This window comes from Promicromonospora sp. NPDC060204, from assembly GCF_042728455.1.
GTDB lineage: Bacteria > Actinomycetota > Actinomycetes > Actinomycetales > Cellulomonadaceae > Promicromonospora.
Window position 1 is genome coordinate 1 of the sequence record NZ_JBHWZO010000110.1, and the last position, 19,317, is coordinate 19,317.

13 protein-coding genes are annotated in these 19,317 nt (G+C 73.4%); 10 read left to right on the forward strand and 3 right to left on the reverse strand.

What is annotated here, in order from left to right:
- Window positions 1-73: 73 nt before the first annotated feature.
- Window positions 74-1,519 carry an APC family permease gene (locus ACFWEJ_RS15230; RefSeq protein WP_377230047.1) on the reverse strand — a complete coding sequence of 482 codons (1,446 nt, stop codon included), beginning with the start codon at window positions 1,517-1,519 and terminating at the stop codon, window positions 74-76.
- 231 nt (window positions 1,520-1,750) lie between these two features.
- Between ACFWEJ_RS15230 and ACFWEJ_RS15235 the strand changes: the two genes are divergently transcribed.
- From ACFWEJ_RS15235 to ACFWEJ_RS15270, 8 genes are all read left to right on the forward strand, one after another.
- Window positions 1,751-3,271, forward strand: a complete 1,521-nt coding sequence (locus ACFWEJ_RS15235) for a sugar ABC transporter ATP-binding protein (RefSeq protein WP_377230048.1) — start codon at window positions 1,751-1,753, stop codon at window positions 3,269-3,271.
- Window positions 3,268-4,293, forward strand: coding sequence for an ABC transporter permease (locus tag ACFWEJ_RS15240; RefSeq protein WP_377230049.1), 1,026 nt, complete (start codon window positions 3,268-3,270; stop codon window positions 4,291-4,293). The genes ACFWEJ_RS15235 and ACFWEJ_RS15240 overlap by 4 nt, the downstream gene beginning before the upstream one ends.
- Complete coding sequence (locus ACFWEJ_RS15245; RefSeq protein ID WP_377230050.1) at window positions 4,290-5,285, forward strand: ABC transporter permease; 996 nt, start codon at window positions 4,290-4,292, stop codon at window positions 5,283-5,285. The genes ACFWEJ_RS15240 and ACFWEJ_RS15245 overlap by 4 nt, the downstream gene beginning before the upstream one ends.
- An 11-nt stretch (window positions 5,286-5,296) precedes the next feature.
- Entirely contained in the window at window positions 5,297-6,328 is a 1,032-nt protein-coding gene (gene rhaS / locus ACFWEJ_RS15250; protein ID WP_377230051.1) for a rhamnose ABC transporter substrate-binding protein, read from the forward strand.
- 373 nt (window positions 6,329-6,701) lie between these two features.
- On the forward strand, window positions 6,702-8,636 hold the full coding sequence (locus ACFWEJ_RS15255; RefSeq protein WP_377230052.1) for an N-acetylmuramoyl-L-alanine amidase: 1,935 nt from the start codon (window positions 6,702-6,704) through the stop codon (window positions 8,634-8,636).
- Window positions 8,637-8,786: 150 nt separating this feature from the next.
- Window positions 8,787-9,962 (forward strand): L-rhamnose isomerase, encoded by a 1,176-nt coding sequence (rhaI, locus tag ACFWEJ_RS15260; RefSeq protein WP_377230053.1) that lies wholly within the window; start codon window positions 8,787-8,789, stop codon window positions 9,960-9,962.
- Window positions 9,959-12,049, forward strand: coding sequence for a bifunctional aldolase/short-chain dehydrogenase (locus tag ACFWEJ_RS15265; RefSeq protein WP_377230054.1), 2,091 nt, complete (start codon window positions 9,959-9,961; stop codon window positions 12,047-12,049). The genes rhaI and ACFWEJ_RS15265 overlap by 4 nt, the downstream gene beginning before the upstream one ends.
- Window positions 12,046-13,584 (forward strand): rhamnulokinase family protein, encoded by a 1,539-nt coding sequence (locus ACFWEJ_RS15270; RefSeq protein ID WP_377230055.1) that lies wholly within the window; start codon window positions 12,046-12,048, stop codon window positions 13,582-13,584. Before ACFWEJ_RS15265 ends, ACFWEJ_RS15270 begins: the two co-directional genes overlap by 4 nt.
- Before the next feature lie 114 nt (window positions 13,585-13,698).
- Here the strand turns inward: ACFWEJ_RS15270 and ACFWEJ_RS15275 are convergent, their stop codons facing one another.
- Both ACFWEJ_RS15275 and ACFWEJ_RS15280 read right to left on the reverse strand, forming a co-directional pair.
- Entirely contained in the window at window positions 13,699-14,784 is a 1,086-nt protein-coding gene (locus ACFWEJ_RS15275) for a substrate-binding domain-containing protein (RefSeq protein WP_377230056.1), read from the reverse strand.
- Window positions 14,781-16,673, reverse strand: a complete 1,893-nt coding sequence (locus ACFWEJ_RS15280) for a heparinase II/III family protein (RefSeq protein ID WP_377230057.1) — start codon at window positions 16,671-16,673, stop codon at window positions 14,781-14,783. The genes ACFWEJ_RS15275 and ACFWEJ_RS15280 overlap by 4 nt, the downstream gene beginning before the upstream one ends.
- A 173-nt stretch (window positions 16,674-16,846) precedes the next feature.
- Here ACFWEJ_RS15280 and ACFWEJ_RS15285 point away from each other — a divergent pair, with 173 nt between their 5' ends.
- Window positions 16,847-17,869, forward strand: coding sequence for a hydroxyacid dehydrogenase (locus tag ACFWEJ_RS15285; protein WP_377230058.1), 1,023 nt, complete (start codon window positions 16,847-16,849; stop codon window positions 17,867-17,869).
- A partial coding sequence (locus ACFWEJ_RS15290; protein ID WP_377230059.1) for a DUF2264 domain-containing protein occupies window positions 17,866-19,317 on the forward strand: 1,452 nt, incomplete at its 3' end. The genes ACFWEJ_RS15285 and ACFWEJ_RS15290, both read left to right, overlap by 4 nt.

The following is a 19,317-nucleotide window of genomic DNA, read 5'->3' on the forward strand; positions in this document are numbered from 1 at the left end:
GGAGCCGTCCAGAGCGAAGAAACCCGGGCCTCAAAGGTGAGGAGGGGAGTGACGCCGAGCGGGGCCCAGCCCGCTAGTTGACGCCGCCCTCCCGCTCGTTGAGGGCCTCGATGTCGGCGATCGCGCTGCGCTGGCCCACCAGCCGGTTGGTGATCCACGTCAGGAGCCACAGCACGAGGCCGATGCCGAGCAGCCAGCCGGCGATCGTGTAGGTGAGCGGGTCGCGCCCGGTCCACGGCCCGACGAAGAACGCGCAGGCGAGCGCGCCGACGACCGGCAGGACCGTCGGCGCCACGAAGTGCCTGCGGCCGATCGGGTCGCGCCGCAGCACCAGCACGCAGACGTTGACGATGGCGAACACGCCCAGGAGCAGGAGGGCCGTGGTGTCGCCGAGCGCCGCGACGACGTCGTTGTCCGGGTCCCGGCTGACGAAGTAGATCAGGCCGAAGGAGATCGCCGTGGTGACGAGGATGGCCACCCACGGCGTCTGCCGCCGCACCCCCACCCGCCCCAGCACGCCGGGCAGCACGTTCTGCTTGGCCATGCCGTACAGCAGGCGGCTCGCCATGAGCATGTTGATGAGCGCCGAGTTGGCCACGGCGAACATCGAGATGAACGGGAGGATGTCGCCCGCCGGGATGCCCGGCGCCGCGGTCTCGACCACGGTCACCAGCGGTGTGTCGCTCTCCGCCAGGATGCCGACCGGGACGATCGCGACGGCGAACAGGGAGACGAGCACGTAGATGACGCCGGTGATGCCGATGCCGGTGATCATCATCTTGGGGAAGTTCCGGACCGGGTCGTGCGTCTCCTCGGCCATGTTCACGGAGTCCTCGAAGCCGACCATCGCGAAGAAGGCGAGGGCGGTCGCGGCCGTCACGGCGAAGAAGGCGCCCTTGTCGTTCGGGTCCTCGAACACGATGGTCCGGGAGAAGTCGACCTCGCCGGCGAACGCGGCGTAGAAGCCGATGAGGATCACGAGCAGCAGGCCGGACAGCTCGACGAGGGTCAGGAAGATGTTCGCCTTGACGCTCTCGCCCACGCCGCGCAGGTTCACGGCCGCGACCACGCCCATGAAGACCAGCGCGACGGTGATCACGAGCGTCGCGTTCTCGGCGTCCAGCCCGAAGCCCACCGCGAGGTTTGAGGCGAACGCCCGGGACGCCGTGGACGCGGACGTGATGCCGGAGCACATGACGGTGTAGCAGACCATGAAGGTGAGCAGGTGCACCCCGAACGCCTTGTGCGTGTAGAGCGCCGCGCCGGCCGCCCGGGGGTACTTGGTCACCAGCTCCAGGTACGAGAAGGCGGTGATGAGCGCGATGGCGAAGGCGACGATGAAGGGCGCCCACGCCGCGCCGCCCACCTGCGCGGCCACCTTGCCGGTGAGCGCGTAGATACCGGTGCCGAGGATGTCGCCCACGATGAAGAGCAGGAGGAGCTTGGGCCCCATCACCCGCTTGAGCTCGGTCGGTTCCTCGCCGCGAGCTGCGCGCTCCTCGGCCGTTGGCTGGCTCATGCTGTCGCCTCCGTTCTGAGGCGGCACGTCCTCGGGCCACCTCCGTACGCCGCGGGCAGTGTGCACCCCTGATCGCTAAAGGGTTCCGTAAGGGGCACAACTCGGCAACGGACGCGCCGCAACTTCTTGACGCTCTGACCTGGCAGGTCTATCTTCCGAAGTATCTGTTTGAACGATTCAAACGCCAGATACCGGTCAATGCCGACCGCCCGCACATCTCGACGGAGAGACATGCAGAACGCCGCACCGACGCTGCGCCTGGAGGGGGTCGCCAAGTCCTTCGGGCCGGTGGCCGCGCTCCGATCGGGCACCCTCGTGGTGCAGCCCGGCAGCATCCACGCCCTGGTCGGGGAGAACGGCGCGGGCAAGTCCACGCTGGTCAAGATCGTGGGCGGCGTGCACCGCCGCGACGCGGGCGTGGTCGAGCTCGACGGCGAGCCCGTGGACTTCACCGGTCCCGCCGAGGCCAAGGCGGCCGGCGTCGCCGTCATCCACCAGGAGCCCGCGAGCTTCCCCGACCTGACGGTCACCGAGAACATCTACCTCGGCCGCGAGCCGCTGGGCCGGTTCCGCCGTATCGACCGGCGCGCCATGCGTACGGGGGCGCGCGAGCTGTTCCGGGACCTCGGCGTGGACCTCGACCCGGACCGTCCCGCGGAGGGCCTGTCCATCGCGGACCAGCAGATCGTGGAGATCGCCAAGGCGATCTCCCTGGACGCCCGGCTCCTGGTCATGGACGAGCCGACGGCGGCGCTCAGCGCCGTCGAGGTGCGCCGCCTGTTCGCCGTCGCCCGCGGGCTGCGCGACGCCGGCCGCGCCGTCGTCTTCATCTCGCACCGCCTCGACGAGGTCGCCGACCTCTGCGACACCGTCACCGTCATGCGCGACGGCGAGCACGTCTCGACCGACCCGGTCGCCGACGTGACGGCCGACGAGCTGGTGCGGCGCATGGTCGGCCGCGCGGTCTCCGACCTCTACCCCAAGGTCCCGAGCACGCCCGGCGACGTGGTGCTCCGCGTCGAGGGGCTGCAGTCCACCGGCACCTTCCACGACGTGTCCTTCGAGGTGCGGGCGGGCGAGATCGTCGGCCTGGCGGGCCTGGTCGGGGCCGGGCGCAGCGAGATCGCCCGCGCCGTGTTCGGCGTCGACCGGTACGACGCCGGGCACGTCACCGTGGGCGGTCGGGCGCTGCGACCGGGCGACCCGACCGCGGCCATCGCCGCGGGCCTCGCCCTGGTCCCCGAGGACCGGCGGCTGGAGGGCCTGGTCACCGAGTCGTCCGTGGCCCGCAACGTCTCCGCCGTCTCCCGGCGCCGCCTGGCCCGCCTGGGCATCCTGCTGCCCGACGCCGAGGCGCGCCTCGCGCGCGAGTGGTCCGACCGGCTGGCGGTGAAGGCCGGGGCGCTCGACGCCGTGGCCACCACCATGAGCGGTGGCAACCAGCAGAAGGTCGTGCTCGCGAAGTGGCTGGCCACGGGGCCAAAGGTGCTGATCGTCGACGAGCCCACCCGCGGCATCGACGTGGGCACCAAGGCCGAGGTGCACCGGCTGCTGTCCACCCTGGCCGCCGAGGGGCTGGCGGTCCTGATGATCTCGTCCGAGCTGCCCGAGGTGCTGGGCATGGCCGACCGCGTCCTCGTGGTCCGCGAGGGGCGGATCGTCGCGGCGCTGGACCGGGCCGAGGCCACGCCCGAGACCGTGATGCGCGCCGCGACGCCGGGCGCGTCGTCCGAGCGGGGTGACGCCGCATGAGCGCCCTGCTGCGCCGGCGCGAGGCCGGCATCGCCCTGGCCCTCCTGGTCGTGATCGGCGTGACCACCGCGATCCAGCCCGGCTTCCTGCTCAGCTCGGGCGGCTGGCGGGACCTGCTGCTCACCCCCGCGATCCTCGTGGTGCTCGCCGTGGGCCAGGCGGTGGTGGTCATCACCCGCAACGTCGACCTCTCCGTGGGGTCGATGCTCGGCCTCACCGCCTACCTGGCCGGCCGGCTGTTCATCGACGTGCCGGACCTGCCGGTCGTCGTGGTGGCGCTGGTCGCCGTCGCGGCCGGGGCGGCCCTCGGCCTGGTCAACGGCTCGATCGTGGCGTTCGCCCGCGTGCCGGCCCTCGTGATCACGCTCGGCACGCTGTACGTCTACCGCGGCGTGGCCCTGACCTGGGCGGGCAGCGACCGGATCGACGCCGGCGACATGCCGCGTGCGTTCCTCGCCCTGGGCACGCGGCAGGTGCTGGGCATCCCGGTGCTGACCTGGGTCGCCGCTGTCGTGCTGGCCGTCGTCGGCTACTACATGTACACCGCGCGGGGCGGCCGGCAGCTCTACGCGATCGGGTCCGACCCCGACGCCGCCGAGCTGCAGGGCCTGCCCGTCCGGCGCCGGCTGCTCGGGGCGTTCGCCCTGAACGGGGCGCTCGCGGGGCTGGCCGGCGTGATGTTCGCCGCGCGGTACGGCACCGTGTCGTCCGGCGCGGGGGTGGGCCTGGAGCTGCAGGTCGTGGGCGCCGTCGTGGTGGGCGGCGTCGCGATCTTCGGCGGCAGCGGCACCGTCGTCGGCGCTGCGCTCGGCGCGATGCTGCTGCTCACCATCAACCGGGCCCTGCCCGTCGTGGGCATCCCCGACTTCTGGCAGCGCGCCGTGGTGGGCGCGCTCATCATCGGCGCCATCGCGCTGGACCGGGTGCTGGCCCGGCGGCGGTCGCACCGCCTCGCCGCCGAACGAGACACCGACCAACCCGGCGGAGCCGGCCCGGCCGACCGCGAGGAGGCGACCCCATGAGGACCCACGCCCGCCCGTGGTGGCAGCGCGCGCTGCTCACCCGCGAGATGCTCACGATCCTGATCCTGGTCGCGGCCTGGGTGGTCGCGTCCGCCACCGTCCAGGGCTTCGACGGCCCGCTCACCATCACCTACCTCGTGCTCGACGTCGCCCCCGTGCTGCTCATCGCGCTGCCCATGACGCTGATCATCGGCACGGGCGAGATCGACCTGTCGGTCGCGTCCGTCGTGGGGCTGTCCAGCGTGACCTTCGGGCTGCTGCACCAGGCCGGGTTCGGCCTGTGGGTCGCCCTGCCGGTGTCCGTGCTGCTGGGCGCGGTCTGCGGCGCGATCAACGGCGCGCTCGTCGCGTACGGCGGCCTGCCGTCGCTGGCCGTCACCATCGGCACGCTTGCCCTCTACCGCGGCCTCGCCGTGGGCCTCCTGGGCACCACGGCCGTCACGGACTTCCCCGAGTCCTGGACCGACGGCGCCACCGAGAACCTCGGGGAGTCGCCCTGGCCGGTCATCACCCTCGGCCTGGCCCTGATGATCGCCGTCTTCGCGGTGCTGCTGCACGCCACGCCGTTCGGCCGGAACGTGCTGGACATCGGCCGCAGCAGCGAGGCCGCCCGGTTCTCCGGCGTCGACGTCAAGCGGACCCTCCTGATCCTGTTCGTGCTGTCCGGGGCGGTCTCGGCGCTCGCGGGCGTCTACTACACGCTCCGCTACGGCAGTGCCCGCGGCGACAACGCGACCGGCCTGGAGCTGCAGGTCGTGGCGGCGGTGCTGCTGGGCGGGGTGTCCATCTTCGGCGGACGCGGCGCGATCCACGGCGTGGTCGCGGGCGTGCTGCTCATCGGCGTGCTCAGCAGTGCCCTCCGGCTGGAGGGGGTCACCGTCAACGTCATCAACATCGTGATCGGCACGGCGCTCGTCGTGTCGGTGGTCGCGCCGCGCATCGCGGGCGGCCTCAGGGTCCGACGGCGTCCGGCGGTCGGGCAAGGAAGCTAGGGAGACGAACGATGAGGTTCACATCTGTGCTCGCGGCCGGCACGGCCGCTGTGCTGGCGGTCGGGCTGGCCGCCTGTGGTTCCGGCGGCGACGGCGGGGGCGGTGACGCCAGCGGCGACGGTGGCGGCGGCGACGTCACGATCACCATGCTGCCCAAGAATCTCGGCAACCCGTACTTCGAGGCGTCCACCGCGGGCGCCGAGGAGGCCGCCGGCGAGCTCGGCGCCACCGTCGACGAGGTGGGGCCGGACACGGCGTCGCCCGACTCGCAGGTGCCGTTCATCAACACCGCCGCCCAGCAGGGCGTGAGCGCGCTGGTGATCTCGGCCAACGACCCGACGGCGATCGGCGACGCGCTCGACGAGGCGCGGTCGGCGGGCACCAAGGTGGTCACGTTCGACTCCGACACCGAGCCGCAGTACCGCGACCTGTTCGTCAACCAGGCCTCGGCCGAGGGCATCGCGGACAAGCAGCTCGAGCTCATCTCCGACCAGATCGGCGGCAAGGGCGAGATCGCGATCCTCTCGGCGTCGGCCAACGCGACCAACCAGAACGCGTGGATCAAGATCATGGAGGAGAAGCTGGCCTCCGACTACCCGGACATCAAGCTCGTGGAGACGGCCTACGGCGACGACGACGACCAGACGTCGTTCGACAAGACGGCGGCGCTGCTCCAGTCGCACCCGGACCTCAAGGGGATCGTGTCGCCCACCACGGTGGGCATCGCGGCGGCGGCGCGCTACGTGTCGACCTCCGAGTACAAGGGCAAGGTCGCGGTCACCGGTCTCGGCACGCCCAACCAGATGCGCGAGTACGTGGACGACGGCACCGTCGAGGCGTTCGCGCTGTGGAACCCGACCGACCTGGGCTACCTGGCGACGGAGGCCGCCGCGGCGCTCGTGGCGGGCGACATCACGGGCGAGGAGGGCGACACCTTCGAGGCCGGCCGGCTCGGTGAGTACACCGTGGGGGCCGACGGCGAGGTGCTGCTCGGCGAGCCGTTCGTGTTCGACAAGAGCAACATCGACGACTTCGACTTCTGACCCTCGCCCGGGTCCGGCTGGGCTCCCCTTTGAGGCCGGGGTTACTCCTCTTTGCGACTGTTCAAAGCGGAGCAACCCGGGCCTCAAAGGGGAGTTGGGGCTGCCCACTGCGAGTACCACGCCCGCCCCTGGCCACCGGGTGATCCAGGCGGTGTTCAGGGAAAGATCACCCGCTCCACAGGGGTGAAAAGAGGCGCCGTCCTGCCTGGTCACCACTAACGTCGGCCTGTTCTTCGCGTCAGCCGCGCCCCGCGCGGCCGGCGCGTTTCGATGCGAGGAGGACACAGTGGTTCGGCACGCGGCAGCACCGACATCCCGAACGAAGCAGGGCCCCCGGCACGGCGCCGGCAGGACGACGCTCGCCGGGAGCGTGGTGGGCAGAACGCTCATCCTCGGCGTGGCGCCGGCGATGGTGCTCGGCGGCGCGCTGGCCCCGGCCGCGACGGCGCTGACGACGCAGCCGTCCCTGGAGCCCGAGGGCATCGCCGCCCCCGCGGACTCCGCGCTGCCCGACGCCGGCACCACGGCCGCGCAGGTCGAGAAGGTCGAGGTGGCCGCGGCCCCGGTCGAGGAGACCGCCGTCGTCGACGACGTCACGGGTGCGGACCCCGAGCGGGCCGCCGAGGCCGGGACGGCGGCGGACGGCGCCGTGGTGCTGGACACCGCCGACGCCGACGGCCGGATCGCCGGCGCCATCGAGGTGCCCGAGGGGTTCCAGACGGTCGGGCTGTCGTGGCCGGCCGAGATCGACCACGTCGTCCCCGAGATGCAGGTCCGTACCCGGGCCGCCGACGGGACCTGGAGCGACTGGAGCCACCTGGAGAAGTCCACGGACGACGCCGACGGCGGCTCCGCCGTCGTGACGTCCGCGCCGGTGTACGTGGGCGAGGCGGACGCCGTCCAGCTCGCGACGGTGGACGAGGCCGCGCAGTTCCCGGAGGGCGTGGAGCTCAGCCTGGTCTCGTCGGCGCAGGTCACCACGGCCGCGGCGACGACGTCGGGCACGGTCGCGGCGTCGACCGCGACGGCAGGACCCACGATCATCACGCGCGAGGAGTGGGGTGCCGCGCCGCGCTGCCTCGAGCCCGGCACCGGCCCCACCTGGTTCCCCGCCGAGGGCGGCCTCAAGGCCGCCGCCGTGCACCACACGGTGAACCCGAACGACTACGCCACCGTGGCCGAGGCCATGCAGGCGATCCGCAACGACCAGGCGTACCACCAGCAGACGCACGGCTGGTGCGACATCGGCTACAACTTCCTGGTCGACAAGTGGGGCAACATCTACGAGGGCGCCGACGGCAGCATCGAGGAGCCGATCATCGGCGCCCACACCGGCGGCTTCAACACCGGCACGGTCGGCGTCGCGATGATCGGCACCTACACGACGGCGGCGGGCGTGAAGCCCACGACCGCCCAGCGGGACGGCGTGGCCAGGATCATCGGCAGCCGGCTCGCGCAGTACGACGTCAACCCGGACGAGACGACGGTGCTCACCGCGGCCGGCCACACCGACGGCGGCCGCTACAACGCGGGCGACCAGGTGACGCTGCAGCGGGTCTTCGGCCACCGCGACACGCACCAGACCGAGTGCCCGGGCGAGCTCGCCTACCCGCTGCTGGCGGGTATCCAGGACCAGGCGGCCGTGTACGCGAAGCAGTACGCCGAGGTGGACGAGCAGTCCAAGAACTTCGTGCAGGCGATGTACCAGGACTACCTGGGGCGGGCGGCCACCGCCGCCGACATCGAGAGCTGGTCCTACCGGGTGTCGGTGGACGGGCCGGGCGCGCTGGCCGACGGCATGGCCAAGTCGGACAACTACCGCAAGCTCCGCATCTCCCAGGCGTTCCAGGCGACCCTCGGCTACACGCCGTCCGCCACCCAGACGGCCAACTACCTCTCCATGGTGAAGAAGAAGACGCGGACGATCGACGAGATCGAGCCGTACCTCATGGGCACCTCGACCTACTACAAGCACGTGGGCGGCACCGACGCCAAGTACGTGACCGCGCTGTACCAGCACATCCTGCACCGGCCCCCGACGTCGGACCAGCTCAAGCACTGGATGCCGCGGCTGAACACGCTCGGGCGCGCGGGCGTGGTCCAGGCGCTCTGGGACAACCCGCAGGCCGTGCGGTTCCGCGTGATCGCCACCTACGAGCACTTCCTGGGCGCGCCGCCCACCACCGCGCAGGCCGACGTCTGGGTCAACCGACTCACGAAGGCCGGCACCACCGAGGACGAGTCCACGCTGCGCCGCGCGATCGTGGTGACGACCAAGTACCTGGCCGCGGCGGACGCGCGGTACTGACGGGTCGGGCAGCCCGGGTGGTCGGTAGTTGACGAACTACCGGCCACCCGCCTCCGCCCTTGCGCCTTGACCCTTGGGCGGGTGGGGAATAGGCTCGTAATGAATCGTTTCAAGGTGCGCACGAAGGCGTGCGCGGAGAGGGAGGACGCCATGGCGGCATCCACACGTGTCGAGGCGGCCAGGTCCGCGCTCCGGCAGCAGACGATCGAGCTGCCGTCCTGGGCCTTCGGCAACTCGGGCACGAGGTTCAAGGTCTTCAGCCAGCCGGGCGTGCCGCGTGACCCGTTCGAGAAGATCGCCGACGCCGCCCAGGTGCACCGGTACACCGGCGTGGCCCCGCGCGTCAGCCTGCACATCCCCTGGGACCTGGTCGACGACTTCGAGGCGCTCAGCCGGCACGCCGCGGACCTCGGCGTGCAGATCGGCATGATCAACTCCAACGTCTTCCAGGACGAGGACTTCATGCTGGGCTCGCTCGCCCACCCCGACCCGCGGGTGCGCGCCAAGGCCGTGGACCACCACAAGCAGTGCATCGACGTCATGCGCGCCACGGGGTCCAAGGACCTCAAGGTCTGGCTGTCGGACGGCCTCAACTACCCCGGCCAGGACTCGATCCGGGCCCGGCAGGACCGGATCGCCGAGTCGCTGGCCGAGATCTACGCCGCGCTCGACGACGACCAGCACATGGTGCTCGAGTACAAGTTCTTCGAGCCGGCCTTCTACGTCACCGACGTGCCGGACTGGGGCACCTCCCTGCTGCACGTCCTGGCGCTCGGCGACCGGGCGAAGGTCGTGCTGGACACGGGCCACCACGCGCCCGGCACCAACATCGAGTTCATCGTGGCGCAGCTCCTGCGCCAGGGCCGGCTCGGCGCCTTCGACTTCAACAGCCGGTTCTACGCCGACGACGACCTCATGGTCGGCGCCGCGGACCCGTTCCAGCTCTTCCGGATCATGCACGAGATCGTCTCCGCCGGGGCGCACGCTCCGGACAGCGGCGTGAACTTCATGCTCGACCAGTGCCACAACATCGAGCCGAAGATCCCCGCCCAGATCCGGTCGGTCATGAACGTCCAGGAGGCGACGGCGAAGGCCCTGCTCGTCGACGTCGAGGCGCTGGAGGCGGCGCAGCGCGCGGGCGACGTGCTCGGCGCGCACGGCGTGCTCATGGACGCGTACGACACCGACGTCCGGCCGCTGGTGGCGCAGGTGCGCGAGGAGATGGGGCTGGACCCGAACCCGACCGCGGCCTTCGCGGCGTCGGGGTATGCCGAGAAGATCGCGAGCGAGCGCGTCGGTGGCGCGCAGGCGGGATGGGGAGCATGAACGACGTCAGCGGAGCCGGCGTGGTCGAGGACGGCGTGGTCGAGGACCTGGTGGGCCGGTCGAACCGGCTGGGCTCCGACCCCCGGGTGACCAACTACGCGGGCGGCAACACCTCCGCGAAGGGCACCGCCACCGATCCGGTCACGGGCGAGCCCGTCGAGCTGCTGTGGGTCAAGGGCTCCGGCGGCGACCTCGGCACGCTCACCCAGCAGGGCCTGGCGGTGCTGCGGCTCGACCGGATGCGCGCCCTCGTGGACGTGTACCCGGGCGAGGAGCGCGAGGACGAGATGGTCGCCGCGTTCGACTACTGCCTGCACGGCAAGGGCGGCGCGGCGCCGTCGATCGACACGGCGATGCACGGCCTGGTCGACGCGCCCCACGTGGACCACCTGCACCCCGACGCCGGCATCGCGATCGCGGCGGCCGCCGACGGCGAGAAGCTCACGGCGGAGATCTTCGGCGACGAGGTCGTGTGGGTGCCGTGGCGTCGTCCGGGCTTCCAGCTCGGCCTCGACATCGCGGCGATCAAGGCCGCCAACCCGCAGGCCGTCGGCTGCATCCTGGGCGGCCACGGCATCACCGCGTGGGGCGACACGTCGGCCGAGGCCGAGGAGCGCTCGCTCGCGATCATCCGGAAGGCCGAGGAGTTCATCGCGGCCCGCGCCGCGGCACGCGACACCCACGCCTTCGGCGCGGTCCGCCCCGGCTACGAGCCGCTGCCCGATGCCGAGCGGCGGGCCCGTGCCGCCGCGCTCGCGCCGGTGATCCGGGGGCTGGCCAGCATCGACGCGCCGCAGGTGGGCCACTTCACCGACTCGGAGCCCGTGCTGGACTTCGTCGCGCGTGAGCGGCTGGTGCCCCTGGCCGAGCTTGGCACGAGCTGCCCCGACCACTTCCTACGGACCAAGGTGAAGCCGCTGGTCGTCGACGTCCCGACGTCGGTGACGGTCGAGGAGACCGTGACCGCGCTGCGGGCCGCGCACGAGGCCTACCGTGCCGACTACGCCGCCTACTACGAGCGCGGCGCCGCCGTGGCCCGGGCCCGCGGCGAGGAGCCGCCGGCGATGCGCGGTGCGGACCCGGCGATCGTGCTGGTCCCGGGCGTGGGCATGTTCTCGTACGGCCGGAACAAGCAGACGGCGCGCGTGGCCGGCGAGTTCTACGTCAACGCGATCAACGTGATGCGCGGCGCGGAGACCGTCTCGACCTACGCGCCCATCGCGGAGGCCGAGAAGTTCCGCATCGAGTACTGGGCGCTGGAGGAGGCCAAGCTGCGGCGCATGCCGGCGCCCAAGCCGCTGGCGACCCGGGTCGCCCTGGTGACCGGGGCGGCGTCGGGCATCGGCAAGGCGATCGCGACGCGGCTGGCGGCCGAGGGCGCGTGCGTCGTGGTCGCGGACCTCGACCTGGAGAAGGCGACGGCCGCGGCGGCGGAGCTCGGGTCGGCGGACGTCGCGGTCGGCGTGGCCGCGGACGTGTCCTCCGAGGCGGCCGTGCGGGCGGCGGTCCAGGAGGCCGTGCTGGCGTTCGGCGGCGTGGACCTCGTGGTGAACAACGCCGGGCTGTCGCTGTCGCGGTCGCTGTTCGAGACCACCGAGGCCGACTGGGACCTCCAGCACAACGTGATGGCCAAGGGCTCGTTCCTGGTTTCTCGTGAAACGGCGCGGGTGCTGGTGGACCAGGGCATGGGTGGCGACATCGTCTACATCTCGTCCAAGAACTCGGTGTTCGCCGGGCCGAACAACATCGCCTACTCGGCGACCAAGGCCGACCAGGCCCACCAGGTGCGCCTGCTGGCCGCCGAGCTGGGGCAGTACGGCATCCGCGTGAACGGCGTGAACCCGGACGGCGTGGTGCGCGGGTCCGGCATCTTCGCGTCCGGCTGGGGCGCCAACCGCGCGGCGGTCTACGGGGTGCCCGAGGAGAAGCTCGGCGAGTTCTACGCCCAGCGCACCCTGCTCAAGCGCGAGGTGCTGCCGGAGAACGTCGCGAACGCCGTGTTCGCGCTGTGCACCTCCGACTTCTCGCACACGACGGGCCTGCACGTGCCGGTGGACGCGGGCGTGGCAGCGGCGTTCCTGCGGTGAGCGACGAGGTGGGCAGGGCCGGGTTCGTCGCGGTCGACCTGGGCGCGACCAGCGGCCGGGTGATGCTCGGGGTGGTGCACGGGGCGGCCGGGCCGAGTTCGGGCCCGGCCGCGCCGGAGCCGAGCGTCGAGCTCGTCGAGTGCGGCCGGTTCCCGAACGGGCCGCGGACGGACGAGCACGGCGCCCTGCGCTGGGACGTCGACGTGCTGTGGCGCGGGATCCTCGACGGGCTGCGGGCCGCGGGCGACCTCGCGCGGGAGCGCGGCGTCGAGATCCGGGGGATCGGCGTGGACGCGTGGGCCGTGGACCACGCGTTCCTCGACGACGCCGGTGACCTGGTCGCGGACCCGTTCTGCTACCGCGACGCCCGCACGGAAGGCGTGGCCGACGACGTCTACCGGCACGTCCCGTTCGCCGACCACTACGCGATCAACGGGCTGCAGCACCTGCAGTTCACCACAGAGTTCCAGCTCGTCGCGGGGGTCTCGACCGGCGTCGGCGCCGGCGTCGGCGGCGAGGAGTGGGCGCGGGCCCGGCACCTGCTGCTGGTGCCCGACCTGATCGCCTACCGGCTCACCGGCCGCCGGGTCGCGGAAGTGACCAACGCGTCCACCACGGGGCTGCTCGACGCCCGCTCACGCACCTGGTCGGGCGAGCTCCTGGACCGGCTCGGGGCGGAGTACCCCGGCCTCGCGGACCTGCGGGACCGGCTGCCGGAGCTCGTCGAGCCCGGCACCGTCGTCGGGCACCTCCTGCCCGAGGTGCGCGCGGCGACCGGGCTCGGCGAGGTGCCGGTGCTCGCCGTCGCCTCGCACGACACGGCGTCGGCCGTCGCGGCGACGCCCCTGGGGGCCGCCGGGGCGTACGTCTCGTCGGGCACGTGGTCGCTGGTCGGGCTGGAGCTACCCGCGCCAGTGCTCACCGAGGCGAGCCGCGCGGCGAACTTCACCAACGAGCTCGGCCTCGACGGGACCGTGCGGTACCTGCGCAACGTCATGGGCCTGTGGGTGCTGGACGAGTGCGTCCGGGCGTGGGCGCAGGAGGACGGCGCGCCCGTCGACCTCCCCGGCCTCCTCGCGGCGGCCGAGGCCGAGCCCGGCGGCCGGTGCCTGGTCGACGTGGACGGCGACGAGTTCCTCACCCCGGGCGACATGCCGCGCCGGGTGTCGGACGCCGTCGCGCGCCTCGGCGTGGACCTCCCGGCCACGCGGCCCGCCCTCGTCCGGGTAGTCCTCGACAGCCTCGCGGCCGCCTCGGCGCGGGCGGTCTCGAACGCGTCGGCGCTGGCCGGCGTGGTCGTGGACACCGTGCACGTGGTGGGCGGCGGCTCGCGGAACGAGCTGCTGTGCCGGCTCACCGCCGAGGCGACCGGGCTGCCCGTGGTCGCCGGGCCGGTCGAGGCGACGGCGCTCGGGAACGTGCTGGTGCAGGCCCGCGCCGTCGGGGTGCTGTCGGGCGACCTGACGGCGCTGCGTGACGTCGTGCGCGCGAGCGTCACGCTGCACCGGTACGAGCCTGGGCTCGGGGGAAGCTGACTTCCACCCGGCTGGGTAACGGAGACGGAGCAGTGCTACGTCTCCGTTACCCACTCGGCGGAGTGACGTTCGCCCCGGGACGCCGCCCGTGAATCCGCCGGACGCCGTCCGGGGTCAGCCCGCGCTCGACGCGCGGACGATCAGCCGGGGGCTCAGCTCGATCCGGTGTACCGGGCGGTCGGGGTCCGCGAGCCGGCGCGTCAGCAGCTCCACCGCCCGGGCGCCGATCGCGGCCTTGGGCGGGCTCACCGCGGTGAGCGGCGGGTCGGCCAGGGCGGCCACCTCGTCGTCGTAGGCGACCACCGCGAGGTCCGCGGGTACCCGCACGCCGCGTTCCCGCGCCAGCTCGACCAGCGAGATCGCCTCCCGGTCGGAGTGCACCAGCACCGCCGTCACGCCCGTCTCCGCGCACCGGTCCAGCACGGACGCGGCGTCGGCGGCCCACGTGGCGTCGCCCAGCGGCGCCGTCTCCAGGTCGAGCACCACGTCGAACGCCAGGTCCTCCGCGGCCGCGAGGAACCCGCGGCGGACGGCGGCCGAGTGCGGGCTGGTCCGCGACGTCACCAGGCCCACCTGCCGGTGCCCGCGCTCCGCGAGGTGGCGCGCCGCCGTGCCCGAGCCGAGCGCGTGGTCGGTCGCGACCGACTCCAGGGGCTCGCGGTACGGGCCGCCCACCAGGCGCCGCTCCATGAGCACCACCGGCAGGTCCAGGCCGGCGAGCCAGTCGCCCAGCTCGGTGGCGTCGGGCCCGGAGGCGGGCGGCGCGACGAGCAGGCCGTCGACGCCGGGGCCGCCGTCGTCCCCGACGAGCGCCGCGAGCTGGTGCCGGATCTGGTCCACGTCGTAGGACCCGCCCCGCAGGATCAGCCGCGCGGAGCCGTCGGCGGCGCCGCGTGCGCCGCGGATCACCTCGGGCCAGTAGTAGTCGAGCGACGGCACGACCACGCCGATGGTCGGCTGCCCGGCGTCGGCGGCGTCCTCGACGTCCTGCCGCCCGGCTGTACGGGCCGGGATCCGGGCGCCGCCGTGCACCTTTTCCAGCGCGCCGTCCATGACGAGCACGGCGAGGTCGCGCCGCACCGTCACGGGCGTCACGCCGAGCACGCGCGACAGGTCGCTCACGCGTGCCGAACCCGTCTCCCGCACCCGCGCGATCAGGCGCGCCCGACGCTCGCTCGGGAGCGGCGCTTCCTGCGTCATGCAACCTCCTGCGATCCCGACCCGGTGGGTCTCATGGTGACCCGGAACGCGCCCGACGGCGCCTCTGCGCGCGCCGTGAGTCGCAACCGGGTCAGGTGTTCACCCCATACGGCGGCCAGCTCGGGGTCGTCCAGCGCGCGCACGTCGAGCTCGGCGCCGACGTCCGCGACGTCCCAGGTGAGGGCGAGCGTACGGCCGGGCGGCCCGTCCGGGGTACCGTCCGGCGCGAACCGGACGACCGCCCGGCCCGGCGTGAGCGTCACGTCGCCCGCGAGCAGCCAGTGCCACGCCGTTGGACCGTCCGGTGTGCCGGGCTCCGACGGGGAGAACCGCCAGGAGTCCTCGACGGTCACGGTCTCGGCGTCGGGGTCCAGCCGCACGTCCCGCCACCAGTGCTCCAGCCCCGGCACCGGATACGCCCCGGCCAGCTCGACCCGCGCGCGCCAGCCCGGAGCCGCCCCGGCGTCCGCCCCGTCGTCCGCCACCTCGAAGGCACCCGCCGCATACTGCGGGCCCGGGGCCTGCTCCACCCCGCGGACCCGCGGGACGTTGTGCCAGTCGCCCCGGACCACCCACAGGTCGTACCGGTCCGGCCCGAAGGTGCCCGCGCGGTAGGTGGGCTTGCCCGCGTCCACGACGACGGGCACGCCGTCGAGCGCCACGATCACCGAGCCGACGTCCACGTGGTTGTGGTTCTCGTCGTTGTGCCCGCCCTTGACCGACACCGCGACGCCGCGCGCCGACCCGGGCGCGGAGCGCGCCACCGCGATGCCCGTCGCCGGGAACACGGACCGCCCCACCAGCGGCGGCGCGGCGGCGGGGGCGTCCGCCCAGGAGCCGGTCAGCAGACCCACGGCGCGCGGCAGGGAGGCGCGCTCGTCGAACAGCCCGCCGGGCCGCCCGCGGAAGGACGCCGCGTGCCTCGCCGCCGCGTCGTCGCCCACCCGCTGCGCCCAGGCGTGCACGACGTTCCAGGGCCAGGTCGCGAGTGGCCGCGCGGCCCCGTCGGCGACGTTGACGTACCAGTCGCCGCCCAGGTGCATCGCGTGCGGGAACGCCACGGTCGCGCGGATCCGGTCCAGCGCCTCGGGGTCCGGCTCGATCCCCGCGGACGCGAGCAGGTCCTGCGCCTCCAGGGCCCGCGCGGCGCCCTGCCACCAGTAGTGGTAGCCCTCGTCGACGCCGCCGTCGTCGGGCAGGGACGCCCAGTACGCCGCGATGCCCTCGGCGACGAGCGCGGAGGTGGCGCTGCGCCGGTCCGGGTCCTCCTCCAGCGCGAGGTTGGCGGCGAGCACGTTGCCCTGGATCCAGGGGCTCCAGTTCATGATCGGGTGGTCGACGCCGAGCCACCACCAGTCGCGACGTTCCGTGAACGGCCCCAGCACGCGGGCCTGCGCCTCCTGCCGGACGCGCCAGCGCACGCCGGGCGCGCGCTCGTCGAGGGCCGGGCCGAGCAGGTGGTCGACCCACGCGAGCTGTGCGGCCACCTCGCCCGCGCCGAGGTCCAGGTACGGCTCGGTGACGGTGGGCGTGATCCGGCCGAACCGGTCGAACGTGTCGTCGTGCGCGGCCCAGCACCACGAGGACTGCTCGCACAGCAGCAGCACGCCGTCGACCACCTCGTCGACGCGGTCGTCGCTCGGGTCGACGAGGGCCGCGAGCGTGGCTCGGGTCAGCCGCGCCTGCCGGGCCGCGACCTGCGCCTCGTAGACCGTGCGGACGCCGTCGCGGAAGAACCGGGCGTACTGCGAGGCCAGGGGCTGCGGCCAGGGGGTGCCGCGCTCGGCGTCGGCGGCGGCGAGCGTGGGGGCGAGGGCGCCCGCCACGCGCGGCCCGGCCCAGAGGCTGCGGGCCGTGACGTCGGGCGCAGGCAGCGACGGTGCTGTCATGTGCGTATCTCCAATGATCGAAAATGATCGTAGTGGAACTCTTTGCCGAACGCCAGGGGCTTGCCAACGGCCAGGCGGGTGGGCTTCAATGGGCCATCGTTCGATCGTAGGTGATCGGAATTGTTCGTCTGAACGGTCAGGCGGACGCGGACTCGATGGAGAGGAGCGCGGTGGTGCGGCGACCTGAGGCCCTGCTCGTCATGGACGATCGGGCACTGCGTATGCAGTTCGGCCCGGACGAGGACTCCCGGCTGCGCGCGATCGCGAGGCTCGGCGAGCCCGCCCGTGTGACCGCGTACGACACCCCGGAGGCGAAGGCCCGGCTGGCCGACGTCGAGGTGCTCCTCACCTCCTGGGGCGCCCCGCGGATCACCGCCGACGTGCTCGACCTCGCGCCGAACCTGCGCGCCGTGCTGCACTGCGCGGGCTCGGTCCGGTCGCTCGTGTCCGACGCCGTCTGGGACCGCGGGCTGCTCGTGACCAACGCGGTGGCCGAGAACGCGCTGCCGGTCGCGGAGTTCACGGTGGCCGCGATCCTGATGGCAGGCAAGAAGGCGCCGTTCCTCGCGAACATCGCGCGCAAGCGCCGCGACGACTGGTCCTACCTCGGCGAGCACGGCGACCTGTCCAACCGCGGCCGGGTCGTCGGCATCGTCGGCTTCTCCCGCACCGGGCGCCAGGTGGTGGCGCGGCTGACCGTGCCGGGCTCCGGCCCCGAGACCCGCGAGATCCTCGTGGCGGACCCGCTCGCGGACCCGGCCGCCGTCGCCGAGGCCGGCGCGCGGCTGGTGCCGCTCGACGAGCTGCTGGCGGCCTCCGACATCGTCTCGCTGCACGCCCCCGACCTGCCCTCGACGCGCAACCTCATCGGCGCGCGCGAGCTGGCCCTGCTGCCCGACGGCGCCACGCTGATCAACACCGCCCGCGGCGCCGTCGTCGACACCGCGGCGCTGGAGCGCGCGTGCGAGACCGGACGCATCTACGCGATGCTCGACGTCACCGAGCCCGAGCCGCTGCCGGCGTCGTCGGTGCTGTACGACCTGCCGAACGTCATGATCACCCCGCACATCGCGGGGTCGCTCGGTACGGAGGCGCGCCGCATGACCGCGGCCGCGCTCGACGAGCTGGAGCGGTACGCGCGGGGCGAGGCGTCCCGCAGCGCCGTGACGCGCGAGGACATGGAGTTCGTCGCATGACCCACCACATCTCCGTCCCGGCCGGCGCGGGCGCGTCCGGCCCCGAGGCCCGCGGCTGGCTCGCGGCGTACGCCGACCGGCTCCTGGCCGCCGTCGAGCCGTACGCGTCGCCGAGCGGCTCGCTCATCACCCTGCCCGGCACGCCGGGCGGGTATGGCACCGCCGTCGACGGCCTGGAGGGCTTCGCCCGCACGTTCCTGCTGGCGGGCTTCCGGCTCGCGGGGGAGGACGGCGCGGACCCGACCGGCCTCGCCGAGCGGTACGCGGCCGGCCTGGCGACGGGCACCGACCCCGCGCACCCCGAGCGCTGGACCCGGCCCGACGAGCACGGCCAGGCAAAGGTCGAGGCCGCCTCGCTCGCCCTGATCCTCGACCTGACGCGGCCCTGGATCTGGGACCGCATGACGCCGTCCGCCCAGGAGCACGTGGTCGACTACCTCGGGACCGTGGTGGGCGACGAGGACTACCCGGACAACAACTGGGTCTGGTTCCGGATCGTCGTGGAGACGTTCCTGCGCTCGGTGGGCGGCCCGTTCTCCGCGGACGACGTGGCCCGCGACCTCGCCGCGCACGACCGCTTCCGCCGCCCCGGCGGCTGGTTCGCCGACGGCCCGGAGCGCAGCTTCGACCATTACGCCGGCTGGGCCCTGCACCTGTACCCCGCGCTCTGGGCGCGGATGTCCGGCGCGGCGGAGGTCGCGACGGCGGCGGGCGACGACCTGGCCGTGCGCTCGGCGTCCGACCGCGCGCACCTGGCCCGCTACCTGGACGACGCCCTGGCGCTCGTGGGCGCCGACGGCTCCCCGTTGCTGCAGGGCCGCAGCCTCACCTACCGCTTCGCGGCGGCCGCGCCGTTCTGGGCCGGCGCCGTGTCGGGCGTGGGCCGGCCGGGGCAGCTCCGGGAGGCGGCGACGCGCATCGTGCGGCACTTCGCCGACCACGACGTGCCGGGCGAGGACGGCCTGCTGACCCTCGGCTGGCACCACCCGTGGCGCCCCCTCGCGCAGCGGTACAGCGGCACCGGCTCGCCGTACTGGGCGAGCAAGGGCCTCCTGGGCCTGGCGCTGCCCGCCTCCCACGAGGTGTGGACGGCGGCCCCCGAGCCGCTCCCGGTCGACGTCGGCGACGTGCTCACCGTGGCGGCCGCGCCCGGCTGGGCGATCAGCGCCACGCGCGACGACGGCATCGTCCGCGTGATCAACCACGGCACCGACCACGCCCTGCCCGGGGCCGACGGCGGCGACTCGCCGCTGTACGCGCGCCTCGGCTACTCGACCGCGACGTCCCCGCTCCTGGACGAGGGCGCCTGGGCCTCCCCGCTGGACCAGTCGGTAGTGCTCCTGGACCCGGAAAACGAGGCCACCCACCGCACAGGCTTCACCCCCTTCCCCGTTGAGTGCGGGGTATCTGCGCCCTCGGATCGTTCCGACAGCGCAGATACCCCGCAC